The organism is Mycobacterium sp. URHB0044 (genome assembly GCF_000620625.1).
In the GTDB taxonomy this organism is placed as follows: domain Bacteria; phylum Actinomycetota; class Actinomycetes; order Mycobacteriales; family Mycobacteriaceae; genus Mycobacterium.
Genome location: NZ_JIAW01000004.1, coordinates 242,513 through 260,221 on the forward strand (window position 1 = coordinate 242,513; position 17,709 = coordinate 260,221).

Below are 17,709 nucleotides of genomic sequence, written 5' to 3' on the forward strand. Positions count from 1 at the left end.
GTAACGCCGATGATCCGAAAGTCGTTCTGCCGAATCTGCACGTCGGCCTGCGGCGTTCTCGTCGAGGTCGACGACGACGAACGGGTGGTCAGCGTCCGTGGCGACGTCGACAACCCGGTGTCCCGCGGCTACACGTGCTCCAAGGGCCGCGCGATGGCGCACGGCCACCACCGTGAAGACCGGCTGCTGCACCCGAAGATGCGCAAGGACGGCGAACTCGTCGACGTGTCATGGGACGAGGCACTCGACGACGCCGCGGCCAAGCTCCGCGCAATCATCGACGAGTCCGGACCCGACGCGGTCGGCATCTTCCTCGGCGGCGGCGGATATCTCGACAGTCCCGCGTACGCGACTCTGCAGATGATGCGCAAGGCGTTGCGCACGCGCTCGTACTACAGCGACATGTCGATCGACACGCTGTCCAAGGTCGTCGTCGGCGAGATGATCGGGGGCTTCGCCGCCATGCCACGCCCGGACTACGGGCGCTGCCGGATGGTGATCTACGTCGGCACCAATCCCCTTGTCTCACATGGCCACACCACGATGCTGAACAGCCCGGGCGTGCGAATGCGCGAGTTCACCACCGACGGCGAAGTGTGGGTGCTCGATCCTCGCCGCTCGGAGACCGCCGCGAAGGCGACGCGTCACCTGCCGACGAGACCCGGCACCGACTACGCGATCCTTGCCTACCTGATTCGCGAGCTGCTCGTCGACGGCGCCGACCGTGACTACCTGGCCGCGCATGCGCAGGACGTCGATGCGCTCACCGCTGCCGTCGAGCCGTTCACGTGCGAGCGGACGTCGGCCCTCAGCGGCATCCCGACAGCGGATCTGGTGGAGTTCCTCGCCGCCGTCCGCCGTGCGGGCAGGCTCTGCGTCGAGTCGGGTACGGGTGTATCGATGTCACCGGCAGCCAACGTCACCGCGTGGATGACGTGGGCGCTGATGATCGTCACCGGCTCGCTGGACCGCGAAGGCGGAGCGTGGTCCAACCCGGGATTCCTCACCCAGCTCGACAAGCGCAGGATCCCCACGGCGCCCGAGGAGGGTTTCCGCCGCCCCGGCCCCCCGAGCCGCCCCGAACTACGCACGGTGGCAGGAGAATTCGTCTGCGCGGCAATGCCCGACGAGATCGAGAGTGGCAACCTGCGCGCGCTGATCAACCTCAGCGGCAACCTCATCACCTGCATGCCGGACACCGAGCGGATCACCGCGGCGCTGGAGAAGCTCGAGGTGTTGTTGACGGTCGAGATCGTCGACAACACCATGGTCGCGGCGTCGACGCACGCGTTACCGGCGAAGGATCAGCTCGAACGGCCCGACGTGTCGCTGGCCGTGGACATTGCGTTTCCCGAACTCGGTGCGCAGTACACGCCTGCGATGGTCGCACCGCTCGGCGAGGTGAGGTCCTACTGGTGGATCCTGGCCCAGCTCGGCAAGCGGATGGGGCTGGACTTCTTCCCCGGCGTGGACGCCGACACCGCTACCGATGACGATGTGGTGGCGCTTCTCGCCCTCAGCGGCCGGGTGCCCATCGACACGACTGGCGAGGCGCACTACACCGTCGCCGAAGACCGCGCGTTCGGCTGGCTTCAGTCCCGCGCCGACGAGTTCGGCGGCTGGCGGCTCGCGCCCCGCGTGCTGGTCGAGCAGCTCGCCCGCCTGGCACCGCCGCCCGATCTGGTGCTGATCTCCCGACGGCAGCTGCACCACCACAATTCTCGCAAGTCGACCGGACACGACACCCCCGGCATCTACGTCAACCCGGAGGACGCTGGCACGCGCGGCTTGTCCGACGGCGACGTCGCCGTGGTTCGCAGCCGCCACGGTGAGCTCGAGGGCCACGTCAAGGTCGACCCCACTCTGGTCGCCGGTGCCATCTCGGTCCCGCACGGTTGGGAAGGCCGGTACAACGTCAACCAGCTGACCAGCGTCGACGACATCGACGAGATCACCGGAATGCCATTGTTCTCCAACCTGCCGGTCGAGCTCGTCAAGGCCGCGGGCGGCTAGCTGGCCTCCCACTCAGGGCGCCGAGACTGCTGGGAGATCGCGAGTCTGCGCGCTTCCGCGATCTCCTAGCAGTTTCGAGGAGTGTTAGGACGTCTTCTGCACCGGCGGCGAGTAGTTGGGCTTGCCCAGTCCCAGCATGTACTGAGCGATCATGTTCCGGAACACCTCCAGCGTGCCGCCGTAGATACCCACCAGCGGCGCGAAGCGGAACACGTACTCGGCAGCACCGTCGTCGACGGCGCCGTCCGTCCCGACGGGCAACGCCGACGCCCCGCCGAGCAGGTCCATCAGGTCGGGCGAGATGTCGCGCATGGTCTGCGCCAGCGCGACGCGGCCGAAGATGTTCGGGGTCGACAAAGCGGCCTCCATGCGGGCGACGCTGCGGCCCAACCGGTAGGCGACCGCGCCGTCGTCGACGGGCCTGTGCCCGTTCGGGTCCGGCGTGCCGACGACCTTGGCCGCCTTGTCGCAGGCGGTCACCATGAAGCCGCCCTGGTGAGCCATGATCGAGACGTCCTGCAGGCCGTCGGAGGCAGCGTCCACGGCGCCGTGCTCGGCGTTGAGCGGTTCCCGAAGTACCGTCCAGCCCCCATTGACCTCGCCGAGCCGGTACTTGTCGTCGACGCGGACGTCGCTGTAGTAGACGATGTTGGTGCGGTCACCGTCGACGGTGCGGATGCCCTGAATCTCGATGCCTGGCAAGTCCAATGGCACCAGGAACATGGTGAGACTCTTGTGCTTCTGCGCATTCGGATCGGTGTTGGTGATCAGGAAGACGTACTGGCAGTTGTGCGCCCCGGTGGTGAACATCTTCGAACCGTTGATCACCCAGCTCTCGCCGTCGCGGACTGCGCGGGTCTTGCACGTCGCGATGTCCGAGCCGCCTTCCGGTTCGGTGTAGCCCAGGCACAACCTGACGTGCCCGCTGAAGACGCGGGGTAGCACCTCGTCCCGCAACTCCGGCGACCCGAACTTGTCGACCGACTTGGCGATCATCGACGTGGTGCCCATGGTCACCCACGGCACGTGGTAGCGGCGCTTCTCGAGCTGCCACAACCGGTTGCGCAGCCGGCTGAAGCCACCTTCGGACTCCGGCTTCCATTCGGCGGCCAGGTAACCCGCCGCGCCGAGGGCGAGGTGGACGTCCTCGTCGAAGTTGTCGCCGGTCTCCCTGTCTCGGCGGATGACGTCTTCTGTCACGTGAGTGCGCAGGAACTCCCGCGCCTCGTCGAGGAAGGCTTGGTCGTCGTCAGAGATTTCGACCCGTTCGAAGTTCATCTGTCGTCTCCCCTTAGACCGAAACCGTGGTCGTAGCAGCGCTTTCACGGTCCGCGACGATCCGCGCGATCTGCTGTGCGCTCGCGCCGGGGTCACCACCCGCGAGTGCCCATCCTCTGGCCCGCACCAGGTACGCACTGGCGGCGGCCTCTGCCGAGACACCAAGGCCGCCTTGGACGTGCACCGCCATGGTCGCGGCCTTCGCCGCCTCTTCGGCCATGAAGACGAACGCCGACGGCGCGAGTTCTGGCCGCTCCCCCGGCTCGTTGTCGAGGTACCACGCGGCGCGTCGGGCCAGGCCGCGACCGCCCTGCACCGCGATGGCGATGTTCGCCAGCGGATGCGAGATGCCCTGCAGTGTCCCGATCGGGACGCCGAGCGTGTAGCGGGTCTTGGCGAACTCCGCGGCGATGGTCATGGTCTCCTCGACCAGGCCGGCGAGCGCAGCGGCAGTCAGCAGGCGCCATTCATCGAGCGCGAGTCGATAACTCGCCATGGCGTCGGCCCCACTGGCCAGCACGGTCCTGCTGTCCGCGGCGGCCGGATCGACCCACGCCATCGGCAGCTTCCCGATGTTGTCCACCCGTGCGGGCCTGCTGCCGAAGGTCAGGAGTACGACGTCCTCGCCGTCGCGAAGCACGATCTGATCGGCGATCGAGCCGATCGGAATCAACCGGCTACCGCTCGTGCTCTCGACCTGCGCATCCAGGCCGATGATCTGCTCTCCGCTGACGATCGGACTGCCGTCGTCGAGTGCACCCAGCCTGGCGAGCAGTCGGGCCGCGCACACGTGATCGATCCACGGGACGGGTGCGATCGCGCGGCCGACCTCCTCGGCGACCAGGGCGAGGTCGACCATCGTGGCGCCGTCGCCGCCGACGGCCTCGGGCAACGCCATGGTCGTTGCACCGGTGGCGCACAAGCGTTCCCAGAGGCTCTTGTCGAAACCAACTGCCTCGGCGGCGCGAACCACCTCGATCGAACAGTTGGCCTTGAAGAACTTCTGGTAGGCCGCCTGAAGATCCGTCTGGTCTTCGGAGAGGCTGTAGTCTTCCCTGCGCAACTCGTAGCGGTCCACGTCACTGCCCTTCCGAAAGACGCGCGAAGAAGAATTCGTTCGCGTTGTCGTACAAATAGTTCTCGAGCACGTCGGCAGGCAGATCCAGCGCGCGCGCCTCGGGGACCACCCGGTTCATCTTCAACACCGGCCAGTCGGACGCGAAGATGATCTTCTTCGGTCCCCTGGTCCGCATGTAGTGCAGCAGGCTCTCGGGCAATCGCTTGGGCGACCAGGCCGACGTCATCAACCGCAGGTTCTCGTATTTGATCAGCAGCCGGATCGCGACGTCCCACCACGGATCGGCGCCGTGGATCATGCACAGCTTCAGTTCGGGGAAGCGCACGCACACCCGGTCGAGGTGAATGGGGTTCTGCACCTCACCGGGAATCGGCGGTCCCGGCAGGCCGGTGTTCACGCACAGCGGTAGGTCGATCTCGGCACACTTGGCGTAGAGCGGGTAGTACACCGCGTCGCTGGGCGGATATTGGCCGTCGCCCCAGAAGCTCGGTCCTACAGCGGCGTACGCGACGGGCAGATCCTTGGTGATCGCAGTGAGTTCACGCAGCGCAGGGACGGGCCGCAGCAGGTTGACGCCGCCCATCGCCAACGCAAACCTGTCGGGCCTGGCCTCGACGAACTTGCGCGCCGTGACCGACGGCTTGACCAGGTTGTCCATCAGGATCGCCCTGGCCACGCCCTGGGCGTCCATCTCGTCGAGCAGCTCGGACATGTCGACGGGTGCGAACATCGACTCCGGGCCCTTGAAGTAGTCGTCGCGCACCTTCACCATCCACCCGGGTTGCTGCTCGGTCTCCCCGAAGTGCACGTTGACCAGGCAATCGATGGCCCTGTGCGTCATGCCATTGCCTCCTGTGTTGCAACGCTTTTCGCCCAGCGGTAGTCGGCCTTGCCGTTGCCGAGGCGACGGACCTTGTCGACGAAGATGAACTCCTTGGGCGCCTTGAACCGTGCCAACGCCTCGGTGCACAGTGCGGCCAGCTCGTCCGGTGTGGTGGATCCACCTGGGTGCACCTCGACGAGGGCAACCACCTCTTGGCCCCACCGCTCGCTGATCCGGCCCACGACGAGCGCGTCGGCCACCCCCGGATGTGCACGCACGACGGTCTCGACCTCCTCGACGAACACCTTCTCGCCGCCGGTGTTCACGACGAGCGAATCGCGGCCGAACAACCGCAGGGTGCCGTCCTCGGCCAGTGCCCCGCGGTCGCCGGAGATCACCACCCGTTGGCCGTCGACGTTCGGAAAGATCTTGCGGGTGGCGTCGCGGTCGTCGAAGTAGCCCAACGGAATTCGCCCTGCCCGCGCGACCCAACCGATTTCGTCCTCGCCGGCGGCGAGGAAGCGGCCGTAGTCGTCGGAGAGCACCAGCGCGCCGTCCCGCAGTTCGAACGTGTCCTTCTCGGCTCCGCGTTGGCTGCGCCCGAAGCCGACGTTCCCCGTCTCCGACGAGCCGTAGCCGTTGATGAGGGTGATCTGCGGGAGCAATTCCAGCAGCGCTCGTTGATGTTTCGGATTGGTCGCCGCTCCGCCGGTGGCGACGGCGAACATCGACGACAGGTCGTAGGATCCGGCTCGCAGCTCGTCGACCAACGGGGCGGCGTAGGCGTCGCCGACCATGGTCATCATCCCGACCTTCTCGCGCTCGGCGGTCTCGAGCACGACGCGCGGGTCGAATCTGGTCCGGTCGTACAGCACGACGGTCTGCCCGGAGAGGACGGCGGCGAAGGCCGTCCACATGCCCGCGGCATGCATCAGCGGCGACACCGCGAACCACGGCGGCCCGGCATGCGCCACCTTGGCGTGGATCTCCTCGGCAGCGTCGTGATCGGCGCCGTTCATGCTCACCACGTAGGTGTCGGCCTGCCGCCACATCACACCCTTGGGCCGGCCGGTAGTCCCGCCGGTGCAGATCATCAGCAGGTCGTCGGGTGACGGGCTAATGGCCCGATCAGTATCACCCTGTGCCAGTGCGTCATCCAGGTCGACCGAGCCGGGAAGTGCGCACGCGTCGGTATCGTCGTCGACCGCGATCAGCAGATCGCAGCCGTCGGGTGGCAGGACGTCGGCGAACTTCGCCCCGAGCGACCGGTGATAGATCACCGCGCGTGGTTTGACGTAGGCGAGCAGTTCGGCGACTTCACGCGGCGTGTAGTTGTAGTTGACGTTGACCGGCACGGTCCTGGCCTTGAGGCATCCGATCACCGCATCGGGGTACAGGTCGTTGTGCATGATCAGCGCGACGCGGTCCTGCCCGCACTCCCACTGCTCGAGTTGGTGACGTTCCCGGTGCGCACCGAAGCCGTTGCCAGCCAGGAAGTTCGCCAGCCGACGGGTGCGGTCAGCCGTTTCGGCGAACGTGCTCCGCCGGTCCCCGCAGATCGTCATCGGACGGTCGGGCACGGCGTCGGCGATGGCGTCGAGCACCGCACCAATGGTCCATTCGCTCATGGGTTTCCCCCGCGAACAGACACAAATGTCCCCCGACACGCCGTCAGAAGGGGGCATTTACGTCTGCTCGGCATTAAGAAGTAACCTTCACGCCCAGCAAGTCAAGCGCATTGTCCCGCATGACCTTCCGGATGTCTTCGGCGCTGAACTCGGGGAAGGACGGGATGTCGTTGATGAAGCTCAGCGGTTCCTCGAGACCCTCGCCGTGCGGCCAGTCGGAGCCGAACAGAATCTTGTCCACCCCGATGGTGTCGGCGAGCACGGACACGTCGTCCTCGTAGTACGGGGCGATCCAGACGTTGTTGCGCAGCTGCTCCACCGGGTCCTCGGTGAAGTGATACGGCGCGGTGTTGGCAGCCTTCTTCAGGCGCTTGATCAACCGGTACACGAAGTAGGAACCGTTTTCGATGCTCGCGACCTTCAACTTCGGATGGCGGGTGAACACCTGATGCACGATCATCGAGGCAAAGGTGTCGTGAATCGCACGGTCGTCGAGCAGGATCTGGTCGAGCGGATCCTTCTTGCCGAATCCCTCGAACGTCGCCTTGCCACCCCACAGCGCCGCAATCGCGAGATAGCCACTGTCGCTGAGGTGGAACCCCACCGGAACACCGGCTTCCGCCAGCCGCGCCCAGACCGGATCGTGCAGCGGGTCACCCAACGACCGCGGCTTCACCACGCCGGGCACTGGCGCGGGCCGCACCAACACCAGCTTCGCGCCGCGGGCAAGGACGAACTCGACTTCCTCGACTGCCTTGACCGGATCGGCGAGCGAGATGATCGGCGCGGCGACGATCCGGTGGTCGGGTCGGTCGAATCCCCAGTCCTCGTCGAGCCACAGGTTGAATGCGTGTACCGACGCCATCGTCGCGTCGACGTCGTGTTTGAGCGCTTCTTCGACGCCACACGCGAACGTCGGCAGCATGAAGACGGTTTCGAGCCCTTGCTTGTCCAGGATCTTCACGCGCGCATCGCGATTCTGGTACTCGGGATGGTTCGCCATCCGGTCGACCTTCATCAGCGAGGCGGGGTCGACCCCCTCGGGAATCTCGCCGCGGAACAGCAGATCCAGGCAGCCGGGTTCGATGATCGGGTCGAACGTCGGATTGGGGATGAAGTGATTGACCCGGTCGCCGATCACGGCCAGCGTGCGCTTGCCGTCGGCGACCATCTGCACGCCGCGGCGCTTGAACTCCTTGGGCAGGTGCCGCGTAAAGGAGTCCACCGGTTCGTAGTAGTGGTTGTCGACGTCGATCGCCGGGTAGTCGAGCGTGATCGGGTCCGTCATGGCGCGTCCTCCTTGAGCGGCGGAAAACTGGGCGGTCTCTTCTCGAAGAAGGCGGTGATGCCCTCGATGAAGTCGGGGCGCTGCATCGATTCGTGCATGAGCTTCTCGGCGCGCGCGCTGGTGGCTTCGACGTCCCTCAGTGCGTCGTCGTAGACCTGACGCTTGATCACGGCCATCGCGCTCGGCGCGCAGTGCGCGGCCATGTCCTCGGCGTAGGCGAGGGTGCGGGTCAGTAGTTCGTCGGGTGCGACGACCTCCTTGACCAAACCGAGTTCCGCTGCCTCCTCGGCAAGGAACGTGCGGCCGCTCAGCAATAGATCGAGCGCGGCGCTCCAGCCCACGACGCGCGGCAGGATCCACGAGATGCCGTACTCGCCGATCAGGCCGCGGCGGGCGAACGCGGTGGTGAACTTGGCACCGGCGGCGGCGAATCGGACGTCACACATCAGCGCCTGCGTCAGCCCGATGCCCGCGCAGGCACCGTTGATGGCCGCGATGATGGGCTTGCGCATGCCCGTGACGAAGTGCGGGTGACGTTCTCCGACCAACTGAGTCACGTCGGTGTCTCCGGATGACGGGTCCGCGCCGCCGATCCCGTCGAGGTCGCCCATGTCGGCACCGGCGCAGAACGCCCGCCCACTGCCCGTCAGCACGATCACGCGCACCGCCGGATCGGCCTCCGCGCGGTCGATGCACCGGTAGAACTCCGCCGCCAGTCCCCCGCCCCAGGCGTTGAGCCGGTCGGGCCGATTCAGCGTCACCACGGCCACCCCGCTGTCGCGAGCGTCGTAGAGCACCGGGCTCTTCTGATCCGGGATGGTCACTGCGCCAACCTCACCTACTCGAACGGGTCCTCAACTGGCAGTATGGACATACTGTACACCTATCGGTAGTGCCTTCCGCAAGGCGGGAACCGGTCATCCGCCGATCAACCCAAAGTTCTGGTAGGCCTTGCGAATCTGCGTCTTCGCCGCCTCGGGCAATGCCGCCTGCGGGGGCCGCGAATGGGGGTAATCGCCGACCGGGAGACCGAGCACCGATGCGGCGTACTTGAACGCCGCGCCCCAGTGCGTGAAGTAGTCCGCGCGACCGGGGTAGCAGGTGAACCAGGAGCCCATGTCCGCGTCGAACCGGTCCAGTCCGGAGACCCTGGCGTAGTCCATTGCCTCGATCAGCTTGCCGTCCCAGATCAGGTTCCAGTACTCCGTGAACACCCGACGCTGCGGTGTCTCGAACAGGTACCCGGCGGTGCCCAGTTGCGCGGAGCAGACGATGCCGTCGCGCAACCACCCGGCCCGGTACACCGTCCTGTCGCATTCCCAGATCTGCAGCTCCGGCGCCAGGTCGTGGAGCATCCGGCTGGCAGCAGGACGGAACGCGCCCTCCTTGGTGGCGCACACCGCTGGGATCTCTGCGGCGATGCGTGCGCTCTCGGCCGGCGTGAGTACGTAACCGGAGGACGGTGAGTTGAACATGCCGAGAGCGATGTCGGTGCGATCGGCGATGTAGCGAAAGAAGTTCAGCACGCCCTCACCGCCGTGCACCTCCATCATCGGCGTCTGGAGGTACACGATGTCGGCGCCAGCGTCTTGCGCGTGCTGCGTCAGCGCGAGACAGTCCTTTGCCGACATCGACGAGGTGCACGACTGGATCACCACGTCGGGGTTCGCGGCGCGCGCCTCGGCGATCGCGACGTCGAGCAGCTGCTTGCGCTCGTCGAGCGTCAGCGCCCAGAATTCCGACAAGCCACTGGTGCACCAGAGCATTTCGTGACCGAGGTCTCCGACGCAGTAGCGCACCAGCGTGCGGTAGGCATCCCAGTCGATGTCGTCGCCGTCGTCACCTTGGAACGGTGTGTAGAGGGAATCGCCGATGCCCCGCAACGCATGCCGCGCCCACTCCCGTGCGTCCTTCGCCGTCGCCATGCGTGCTCCCTTGCCGTGGTTGACAACTCAGATGAAGTCGGACCCGCCGTCCACGTTCACGTTCGCCCCGGTCATGTAGGAGTTGCGTCGCGACGCCAGGAAGGCGGCGACGGGTGCGATCTCGTCGGGCAGGCCGGCGCGGGGCAGGTGTGCCGGATGCCCGAAGTGTTCGTCGATGGCCTCCATCAGCCGGTACGGGTCGGTGCCGTCGACACCCACCGACGCCGCCCAGCCGACCAACGCCTCGGACGCGATGCTGCCCGGCGACACGACGTTGACCAGGATCTCGTCCTTGGCCAGCAGCAGCGACAGATTCTTGGAAACGCTGTTCACCATCGCCTTGGCGGCGGTATAGGCGGGCAGCAGGACGCTCTGTCGCTGCGTGGAGTGCGCCGAGAAGTTGACGATGCGCGCCCACTGCGCGTTCCGCAGAAGCGGCAGGGCCGAGCGCACGCAGTGCACCATGCCCATCACGCCGTCGTCGACGGCCGCGCGCCACTGCTCGTCGGTCAGTTCCTCGAATGTGCCTGCGGCACTGGGGCCGACGGTGTTGATGAGCACGTTGAGCTCGCCGTCCCAGCGCTGCGCCAGCTCGGCGAACACCTCGTCCACCCGACTGGCGTCACCGGTATCGGCGACGATGCCGATGGCGTCCGGACTGCCGCTGTTCCGCAACTCCTCCGCGGCCCCTTCCAGGACGGCCTGCGAGCGGCCGACGACCGCGATCCGCGCCCCGTCCTCCGCGAGACAGCGGGCCGTCGCAAGCCCCATGCCGCGGCCACCGCCGACGACGACGGCTGTCGCGTTGGCGAACCCCAGATCCACGGCGCGGCCTCAGCGGCGGATCGTCAGGAACCGGTCCAGTTGGGCGCGCGCTTCTCGGCGAACGCGACGGCGCCCTCCATGGCGTCCTTGGACGTGAACACCGGCATGATGAGTTCCTGCTGCTTCTGCCACATCTCGGCTTCGCTCCACTCGGCCGACTTGACGATGATCTCCTTGGTCACCGCCACCGCCAACGGACCGTTGGCCGTGATGCGCTCGGCCAGGGCCAGCGCACCGGCCAGTGCCTCCCCCGGCTCGGTCAGTACGTTGACGAAGCCCCAATCGGCGGCCTCCTCGGCGGTGAAGTTGTCGCCGGTCAACGCGAGCTCGAGTGCCTTCTGATATGGAATGCGATGCGGCAGCCGCAGCAGCCCACCGCCCGCGGCCACCAGGCCTCGCTTGACCTCCGGGATGCCGAACTTTGCGTTCTTCGCCGCGACGACCAGATCGGTGGCGAGCACCAGCTCGGTACCGCCTGCAAGCGCGTAACCCTCGACGGCCGCAATGACGGGCTTGCGGGGCGGCCGCTCGGTGAATCCGATTCCGCGGCCGGGGATCGACGGCACCTCGCCCGCGGCGAACGCCTTCAGATCCATGCCGGCGCAGAACGTTCCGCCGGCACCCGTGACGATGGCGACCGACAGCTCGGGGCTTTCGTCGAGCTCGTCCACGGCGTCGGCGAGACCCTGGCACACGGCCAGGTTGAACGCGTTGCGCGCCTGCGGTCGGTTGATCGTGATGACGAGCGTGCGCCCTTGGCGCTCCGTCAGAATTTCGTCGGCCACTTGGCTGTTTCCGCCTGTTCGTGTTCGGTCGGGCAACCCATTGCCCGGAGAAACTTACTATAGGTATTTCGGTAATCGCGGACGAGGGAATGGAGCATCCCGCCGCGACAGGTGGTACTTACCGTATCGCTTTCGATAACTATCCTCTGCGATCTCCTGACCAGCACGTTCGACGTGCCTCGAAGGGGTACCGGTAAGCTCGACGGTGACGCCGCTCACGACACGCGCTCGTAGCGGCGGTTCAGCCGCCCGTTGCCGGTAGATTGAATTCTGCCGAACCCGCACGGGACCGGCACCAGAGGTATCGATCTTGATGGAGGTGCCCACGTGGCCAAGCCGGCGACCGCCGAAAAGCGACAACGTCGCGAACGCGGCTCCATCAACCCCGACGACATCATCAAGGGCGCCTTCGAGCTGGCCGAGCAGGTCGGCATCGACAACCTGAGCATGCCGTTGCTGGGCAAGCACCTCGGTGTCGGCGTGACGAGCATCTACTGGTACTTCCGCAAGAAGGACGACCTGCTCAACGCGATGACGGACCGCGCGCTGAAGCAGTACGTCTTCGCGACCCCGTACGTGGAAGCCAAGGACTGGCGTGAGACGTTGCGCAACCACGCCCGAGTGATGCGAAAGACGTTCCTGGGCAACCCGATTCTGTGCGACTTGATCCTCATCCGCTCGGCATTGAGCCCGCGTGCCGCCAAGCTCGGCGTGGTCGCGGTGGAGAAGGCGATCGAGAGCCTCGTCGAAGCCGGGCTGTCGGTCGAGGACGCCTTCGACACCTATTCCGCGGTGTCGGTGCACGTGCGCGGATCGGTTGTGCTGCAACGCCTCTACGACAAGAACCGGTCGTCCGACGGAGGACCCGGCGACTTCGAGGAGGTCATGGTCATCGACCCCGAGATCACACCGCTGCTGGCGCGGGTGACCGATGAGGGGCACCGGATCGGGGCCTCCGACGAGACCAACTTCGAGTACGGCCTCGACTGCATCCTCGATCACGCCGAGCGGCTGATCGAGCAGACGTCTGCGAAGTCCGGCGCCGGGCAGCGCCGCAAGGCCGCAACACCGCGCCGTACCAAGTCCAGCGCCGCGCGCTAGCCGGCTCCCCTCGACCTCGACCACGCGCATCAGACGATTTCGCGCTCGCGGAGCTCGCTGATTTCGCCTGCGCCATAGCCGATCTCGCCGAGCACCTCGTCGGTGTGCTCACCGAGTAGCGGAGCCCTGTGCCGGATGACGCCGGGGGTGTGCGACAGGCGAAACGGCGTCTCGACGATCGGTACGTCGCGTGAGGTCCCGGGAAACTCCACTGATTTCAGATAGCCCATCGCCTTGACGTGGGGGTCGTCGAGAACGTCTTGCGTGGAATTCAACGGTGCCGCGGGCAGTTTCGCCGCCTCGAGCGAGGCCAGCACCTGAGCCTTGGTCTTGCCGCGGCACCAGTCCTGCATCAGGTCGTTGAGGAAGTCGCCGTGTTCCCACCGCGAGTCGTCGTCGACGAATCTCGGGTCGTCGATGAGATCCTCGCGACCGATCAGCCGACACCAGCGCTTGAACATCGGCTGACCCGCGACTTGAAGCAGCACCCAGCCGTCGGTCACCTCGTAGAGGTCACACGGCGCCACCGAGGTGCCGCGGTTGCCCATCCTCGGCTTGTCGACGCCGAGCAGGTGGCGCTCGATCAGGAAGGCATTGGACAGCATCAGCGCGGTCGGCAGCAATGCGGCCTCCACGTGCTGCCCCTGCCCGGTCTGAACGCGATGGTAGAGCGCCATCATCACGCCGATCGTGAGGGTGAGCGCGGTGCCGAAGTCGGCCTGCGGCACGACCGTTCGGATCGGCATGTCCGGCAATCCCTGCCGGTAGACGGCCCCCGACATCACCTGGCCTGCTCCGTCGAAACCGATTCGGTCGCTGTATGGTCCGCCTTCGCCGTAGGCGGTGGCGCTGGCCAGAATGATGTCGGGCTTGATGTCGCGGAGGCTGTCGTAGTCCAGCCCGCTGGCCCGCATCCCCTTCAACGGCATGTTGGCGATCACGACGTCGGATCGGGCGACCAGTCGGCGCGTGACCTCCGCACCCTCGGGCGTCGTCGAGTCCAGCGTCAGGGACCGCTTGTTGCGGTTGCACTGCAGGAACGTGCCGCCCTCACCGCCTGCCGCGACGGACTGCACCCAGCGGTCCTCGCCACCTTCGCGCTTCTCCACCCGCAGCACGTCGGCGCCCATGTCGGCCAATAGTGCGCTGCACCAAGGCGCGGCGATGAACCGCCCGTAGTCGAGCACCCGCAGCCCATCGAGAACGCCAACCATGCCCGTCGGTGTCAGACCTCGACGACGACTGCGCCGCCCTGGCCACCGCCCGCGCACATCGCGGCGACGCCGATGCCCCCGCCGCGACGCTGCAGTTCGTAGATCAGCGTGGTGATCATCCGCGCACCGGAGGCGGCGATCGGATGTCCCAGGCTGCAACCGCTGCCGGAGAAGTTCACCAACTCCTCGTCCAGCCCGTACTCCTTGCACGCCGCGATCGGCACCGACGCGAACGCCTCGTTGACCTCCCACAGCGTGACGTCCGACGGCTTCAAGCCCGCGCGGTCGAGCACCTTGCCGATGACCTTCACCGCACCGAGGCCGGTGTCCCGCGGCGCCACGCCTGCGGCCGCCCAAGCCTTCACCGTGGCCATCACGGCGAGGCCGTTGGCCTGTGCGTAACCCTGCTCGACGAGGGCCACCGCTGCGGCGGCGTCGTTGGTGCCACTGGCATTGCCCGCGGTGATGGAGAAGCCCTCGATCTCGGGGTGAAGCACCTTGAGACCGGCGAGCTTCTCCGCCGTGGTGTCGCGGCGCGGATGTTCATCGACGCTGAAGTCGATCACCGATCCGTCGGGCAGTTCGACCTTGAGGGGAATGATCTCGTCGAGGAACTTGCCGGCGTCCATCGCGGCAATGGCGCGCTGGTGTGACCGCGCCGCCCACGCGTCCATCTCCTCGCGGGTGATGCCGGCGGCCTGAGCGGTGTTCCAGCCCACCGTGATTGACATGTCCTTGGCTGGGGCGTCCGGAGTCTCGACGTGAGTGGGCGGCATCCACCGCTCCTCGAACTTCAACTCGGGCCCTGGGATCCGCCAGTTCGTCAGCGGCGTCATCGACAGCGACTGCACGCCGCCTGCCACGAGCACCCGCTCCATGCCCGAGCCGATCTGTGCCGCGGCATTGCCGATCGCGGTCAGGCTGCCCGCGCAGTGCCGGTTGACCGACTGGCCGGGGACGTGCTCCAGTCCGGTGGCAGTGGCCGCGTAGCGCGCCAGGTCACCACCGCCGTAATGCGACTCGGCGACGATGATGTCGTCGATGTCGGCCGGGTCGACGCCCGACCGTCGAACGACCTCGGGCAGGACCGTGGTGATCAGCGTCTCGGGTGTCGTGTTGACCAGCGTGCCCTTGAAGGACCGCCCGATCGCTGTCCGGACGGCTCCGACGATGACGGGTGTGGACATGGTGTTGACCTCGAACTCTCTCGCTGCAAGTCAGGCAGCATTTCGGACGTTGAGCGACGTTACAAAACTAGCAGATAGTGTATTGCCGCCGAGGCGCAGCGCGGTCACTCCGGCTCCGGCACGTGGAAATGTTCGTCACGCAGGCGGAACGCCTCCTTGGTGCCGTGCTGAGCGCGGGTCTTGACGAAGTTGAACTCCCCCGGCGCGAACTGCAGATTGGTGCCGTAGGCGTGGAACAGGTAGCTCGCCACCTCCTCGCCCTGGTAGGCCTGGCTCTGCTCGACCCAGCGGAACGCCTCCTTGGCGATGACGACGCCGTCGGCGGGCATCTTCGCCACCTTCTGCGCCCAGTACCAGGCCCGCGCACTCACCGCCTCGGGCGCACAGGTCTCGGTGAAGACGCCGAGGTGCTCCACCGCGCCGGCCTCGATGATGTCGCCGGTCAGCAACATGCGCCGGGCCAGCACCGGACCGAGTCGGTGGAAGAACATGTGCAGGCTGCCAAGGGCGGGGCCGAGGAACCGCGTGGCCGGCATGCCGATCCTGGTGTCCCGCGCGATGACCGAGATGTCGGTCATCAGCGCCATCTCGAAACCGCCACCGAGCGCGAACCCGCCGATCTCACCAACGGTGACCTTCGGAAAGCCCATCAGGTTGTGGTAGAACCCAAACGACTTGCGATCCACCGTAAGTCGCCGACGTTGACTCGGTCGGCTCTTGGCCGGCTTCTCCGCGCCCTCCTTGTCGCCGTACCAGCCGTAGGCGTTGTTCATGTCGGCGCCCGTGGAGAACACGCCTTCGGCGCCGCGCAGCAGCACCACCGTGATGTCGTCGTCCTCGGCGACGACGTCCAGGCAACGACCGACGGCGTCGCGCATCGCGGCGTCGTACGAATTGCGCTGCTTCGGATTGTTGAACGTGATCGTCGCGATCCGCAGTTCGCGGTCGACCTCGAACAGCACGCGCTCGTCGGTGGATGTCATCGGTCGTTCTCCTCGTCGGCTCTTGCGCGGCCATTGGTGTGCATCCGCGACCCGAGATGATCGGACCCAGAGATCAGCTTCGCCTCGATCGTCTTGTCCATCCCGAACGCGAGGGTGTTGCGTCGAGCGGCCGCAAGGTGGTCCTGTGCCAGTCGAATTGCCTTGCTGCGGTTGCCCTCACGGATCGCATCGACGATGCGTTGATGGTCGCGAAGGGCGGCACGCATCGTTCCGCGCCGCATGGCGGGATCCCGGCCGTCGGGGGTGGACTCATCACTCCACACTGCCGACTCGTGCGCAGACCAGATCAGCTCCAGGGAACCGATCAGCAGGATCATCGGTTCGTTGCCGCACCGCGAGACGAGCGCCTCGTGAAACCGGCGCGCGTTCGGCACGTACCGCGCGGTGTCGTCGAACTGCTCGTGCTGGATGCGGATCTCGGCTTCGAGGTACGGGACGACCTCTGTCAACCGGTCCTCGCGGGCAGCGCACATGCCGGCGCAGACCGGTTCCAGATACATCAGCGCACCGCTCACGTCGGAGGGTGTCGAGTCGCGCGACTGCAACACCATGCCGATCATGTGCGCGGTCCTCTCCGCCGACGGTAGATGCACCACAGCGCCGCCGACGTTGCCGCGCCGCACCGAGATGAGCCCGTCGGCCTCCAAGATGTGGATCGCCTCGCGCAGCGCCGGCGGGCTCACGCCGAGTTCGCCGAGCAGGAATTCCTGAGACGGCAGGACGTCACCCTCCGTCAGTCGCCCCGACAGGATGTCCTCGCGCAATCGGGATGCGACGATCTCGGCGACCCTGGGTGAGCGGATGCGGGTGGCGCTCACGGCGCGCTGCCCCGCCGCGACCCAAACACGAGACGCGTCAAACGGTTCGGCGGTAGCACGACCGCATGTACCTCGCCGACGCACAGCACGTCGTCGCCGAGCAGCAGGCGGCCCGTCGAACGGATCTTCCCTTCAGTCTCTATGCGGACCACGTCGAAGCGAAGCTCCGCGAGCAAGGGCACCGGCCGTCGATAGGTCACGGTCATCGTCCGGGTCATGCCGGACGGGTCCGTGGCGCAGTTGTGGTGTTGCACTACGCAATCGAAGAACACGCCGAGAAAGCCGCCGTGCACCATTCCGGGCGGGCCTTCGTAGGCAACCGGAAACGTGACCGTGCCCGCCGCGGTGTCGGCGTCGATGCGCTCGAACTCGTACTCGGGAAAGCACGGGTTGAACGCTGCGACGTCCGTGGCGTGGTTGAGGTACAGCCGTTGCGTGCCCTCGCGATCCTCGCCGAAGCGTGGCGTCGGGTCGGGCGGAACGGCGGCGGCGAGTTGGGCCTCCCATTCGGCGAATCGGGCCAGCATCTTCTCGACGGTGGGGTGATCGTGTTCGAGGGACAGCAACAAGCTGGTGAGCCTGCGCATCGACGCGGCCGCGGCAACGGTCTGTGGTAGCGGTTGCTCACCGAAGGTGGGGCGCTCAGCCATCCGTCACCTCGTTCCGCTTCCGCACACCGGTTCTTCCGTCGGCGGTCTTTCCTTGCTAACTTGTACAGGATAGTAATGGTATCGCCTACTGT

At 66.5% G+C, this 17,709-nt stretch carries 16 protein-coding genes; 2 read left to right on the top strand and 14 right to left on the bottom strand.

All coding sequences use genetic code 11. The features are described from left to right. Positions 1-9: 9 nt before the first annotated feature. The gene (locus tag N536_RS0110430; protein WP_029113556.1) at positions 10-2,013 is read left to right on the top strand and encodes a molybdopterin-dependent oxidoreductase; all 2,004 of its coding nucleotides are present in this window, start codon (positions 10-12) and stop codon (positions 2,011-2,013) included. 84 nt (positions 2,014-2,097) lie between these two features. Here N536_RS0110430 and N536_RS0110435 read toward each other — a convergent pair whose 3' ends face one another. The 9 genes from N536_RS0110435 to N536_RS0110475 form a co-directional block, all read right to left on the bottom strand. Continuing rightward, positions 2,098-3,291 (bottom strand): acyl-CoA dehydrogenase family protein, encoded by a 1,194-nt coding sequence (locus tag N536_RS0110435; protein ID WP_029113557.1) that lies wholly within the window; start codon positions 3,289-3,291, stop codon positions 2,098-2,100. A gap of 13 nt (positions 3,292-3,304) precedes the next feature. After that, a complete protein-coding gene (locus N536_RS0110440; RefSeq protein ID WP_029113558.1) occupies positions 3,305-4,369 on the bottom strand; it encodes an acyl-CoA dehydrogenase family protein in 1,065 nt (354 codons plus the stop codon). A 1-nt stretch (position 4,370) separates the two neighbouring features. Continuing rightward, entirely contained in the window at positions 4,371-5,210 is an 840-nt protein-coding gene (locus tag N536_RS0110445; protein WP_029113559.1) for an amidohydrolase family protein, read from the bottom strand. After that, positions 5,207-6,820: an acyl-CoA synthetase gene (locus tag N536_RS0110450; protein ID WP_029113560.1), complete on the bottom strand. Its 1,614-nt coding sequence runs from the start codon at positions 6,818-6,820 to the stop codon at positions 5,207-5,209. The genes N536_RS0110445 and N536_RS0110450 overlap by 4 nt, the downstream gene beginning before the upstream one ends. Positions 6,821-6,893: 73 nt before the next feature. Next, complete coding sequence (locus N536_RS0110455; protein WP_029113561.1) at positions 6,894-8,108, bottom strand: amidohydrolase family protein; 1,215 nt, start codon at positions 8,106-8,108, stop codon at positions 6,894-6,896. Beyond that, positions 8,105-8,932, bottom strand: a complete 828-nt coding sequence (locus N536_RS0110460; RefSeq protein ID WP_029113562.1) for an enoyl-CoA hydratase — start codon at positions 8,930-8,932, stop codon at positions 8,105-8,107. The genes N536_RS0110455 and N536_RS0110460 overlap by 4 nt, the downstream gene beginning before the upstream one ends. A gap of 93 nt (positions 8,933-9,025) precedes the next feature. Continuing rightward, on the bottom strand, positions 9,026-10,033 hold the full coding sequence (locus tag N536_RS0110465; RefSeq protein ID WP_029113563.1) for a dihydrodipicolinate synthase family protein: 1,008 nt from the start codon (positions 10,031-10,033) through the stop codon (positions 9,026-9,028). Between the two features lie 27 nt (positions 10,034-10,060). Continuing rightward, positions 10,061-10,858, bottom strand: coding sequence for an SDR family NAD(P)-dependent oxidoreductase (locus tag N536_RS0110470; RefSeq protein WP_029113564.1), 798 nt, complete (start codon positions 10,856-10,858; stop codon positions 10,061-10,063). 23 nt (positions 10,859-10,881) lie between these two features. After that, entirely contained in the window at positions 10,882-11,643 is a 762-nt protein-coding gene (locus N536_RS0110475) for a crotonase/enoyl-CoA hydratase family protein (RefSeq protein WP_029113565.1), read from the bottom strand. Positions 11,644-11,970: 327 nt separating this feature from the next. On the opposite strand from N536_RS0110475, the gene N536_RS0110480 reads away from it, so the two are divergent. Further along, on the top strand, positions 11,971-12,744 hold the full coding sequence (locus N536_RS0110480; RefSeq protein ID WP_029113566.1) for a TetR/AcrR family transcriptional regulator: 774 nt from the start codon (positions 11,971-11,973) through the stop codon (positions 12,742-12,744). A gap of 29 nt (positions 12,745-12,773) precedes the next feature. Here N536_RS0110480 and N536_RS0110485 read toward each other — a convergent pair whose 3' ends face one another. The 5 genes from N536_RS0110485 to N536_RS0110505 all read right to left on the bottom strand — a co-directional run bounded on the left by N536_RS0110485 (position 12,774) and on the right by N536_RS0110505 (position 17,617). Further along, positions 12,774-13,958 (bottom strand): CaiB/BaiF CoA-transferase family protein, encoded by a 1,185-nt coding sequence (locus N536_RS0110485; protein WP_029113567.1) that lies wholly within the window; start codon positions 13,956-13,958, stop codon positions 12,774-12,776. 11 nt (positions 13,959-13,969) lie between these two features. Then, on the bottom strand, positions 13,970-15,145 hold the full coding sequence (locus N536_RS0110490) for a thiolase family protein (protein WP_029113568.1): 1,176 nt from the start codon (positions 15,143-15,145) through the stop codon (positions 13,970-13,972). 104 nt (positions 15,146-15,249) lie between these two features. Beyond that, the gene (locus N536_RS0110495; protein ID WP_029113569.1) at positions 15,250-16,128 is read right to left on the bottom strand and encodes an enoyl-CoA hydratase/isomerase family protein; all 879 of its coding nucleotides are present in this window, start codon (positions 16,126-16,128) and stop codon (positions 15,250-15,252) included. Continuing rightward, positions 16,125-16,967, bottom strand: a complete 843-nt coding sequence (locus tag N536_RS0110500) for a FadR/GntR family transcriptional regulator (RefSeq protein WP_029113570.1) — start codon at positions 16,965-16,967, stop codon at positions 16,125-16,127. Before N536_RS0110500 ends, N536_RS0110495 begins: the two co-directional genes overlap by 4 nt. Next, a complete protein-coding gene (locus N536_RS0110505; protein ID WP_029113571.1) occupies positions 16,964-17,617 on the bottom strand; it encodes a PaaI family thioesterase in 654 nt (217 codons plus the stop codon). The genes N536_RS0110500 and N536_RS0110505 overlap by 4 nt, the downstream gene beginning before the upstream one ends. Positions 17,618-17,709 lie beyond the last annotated feature (92 nt).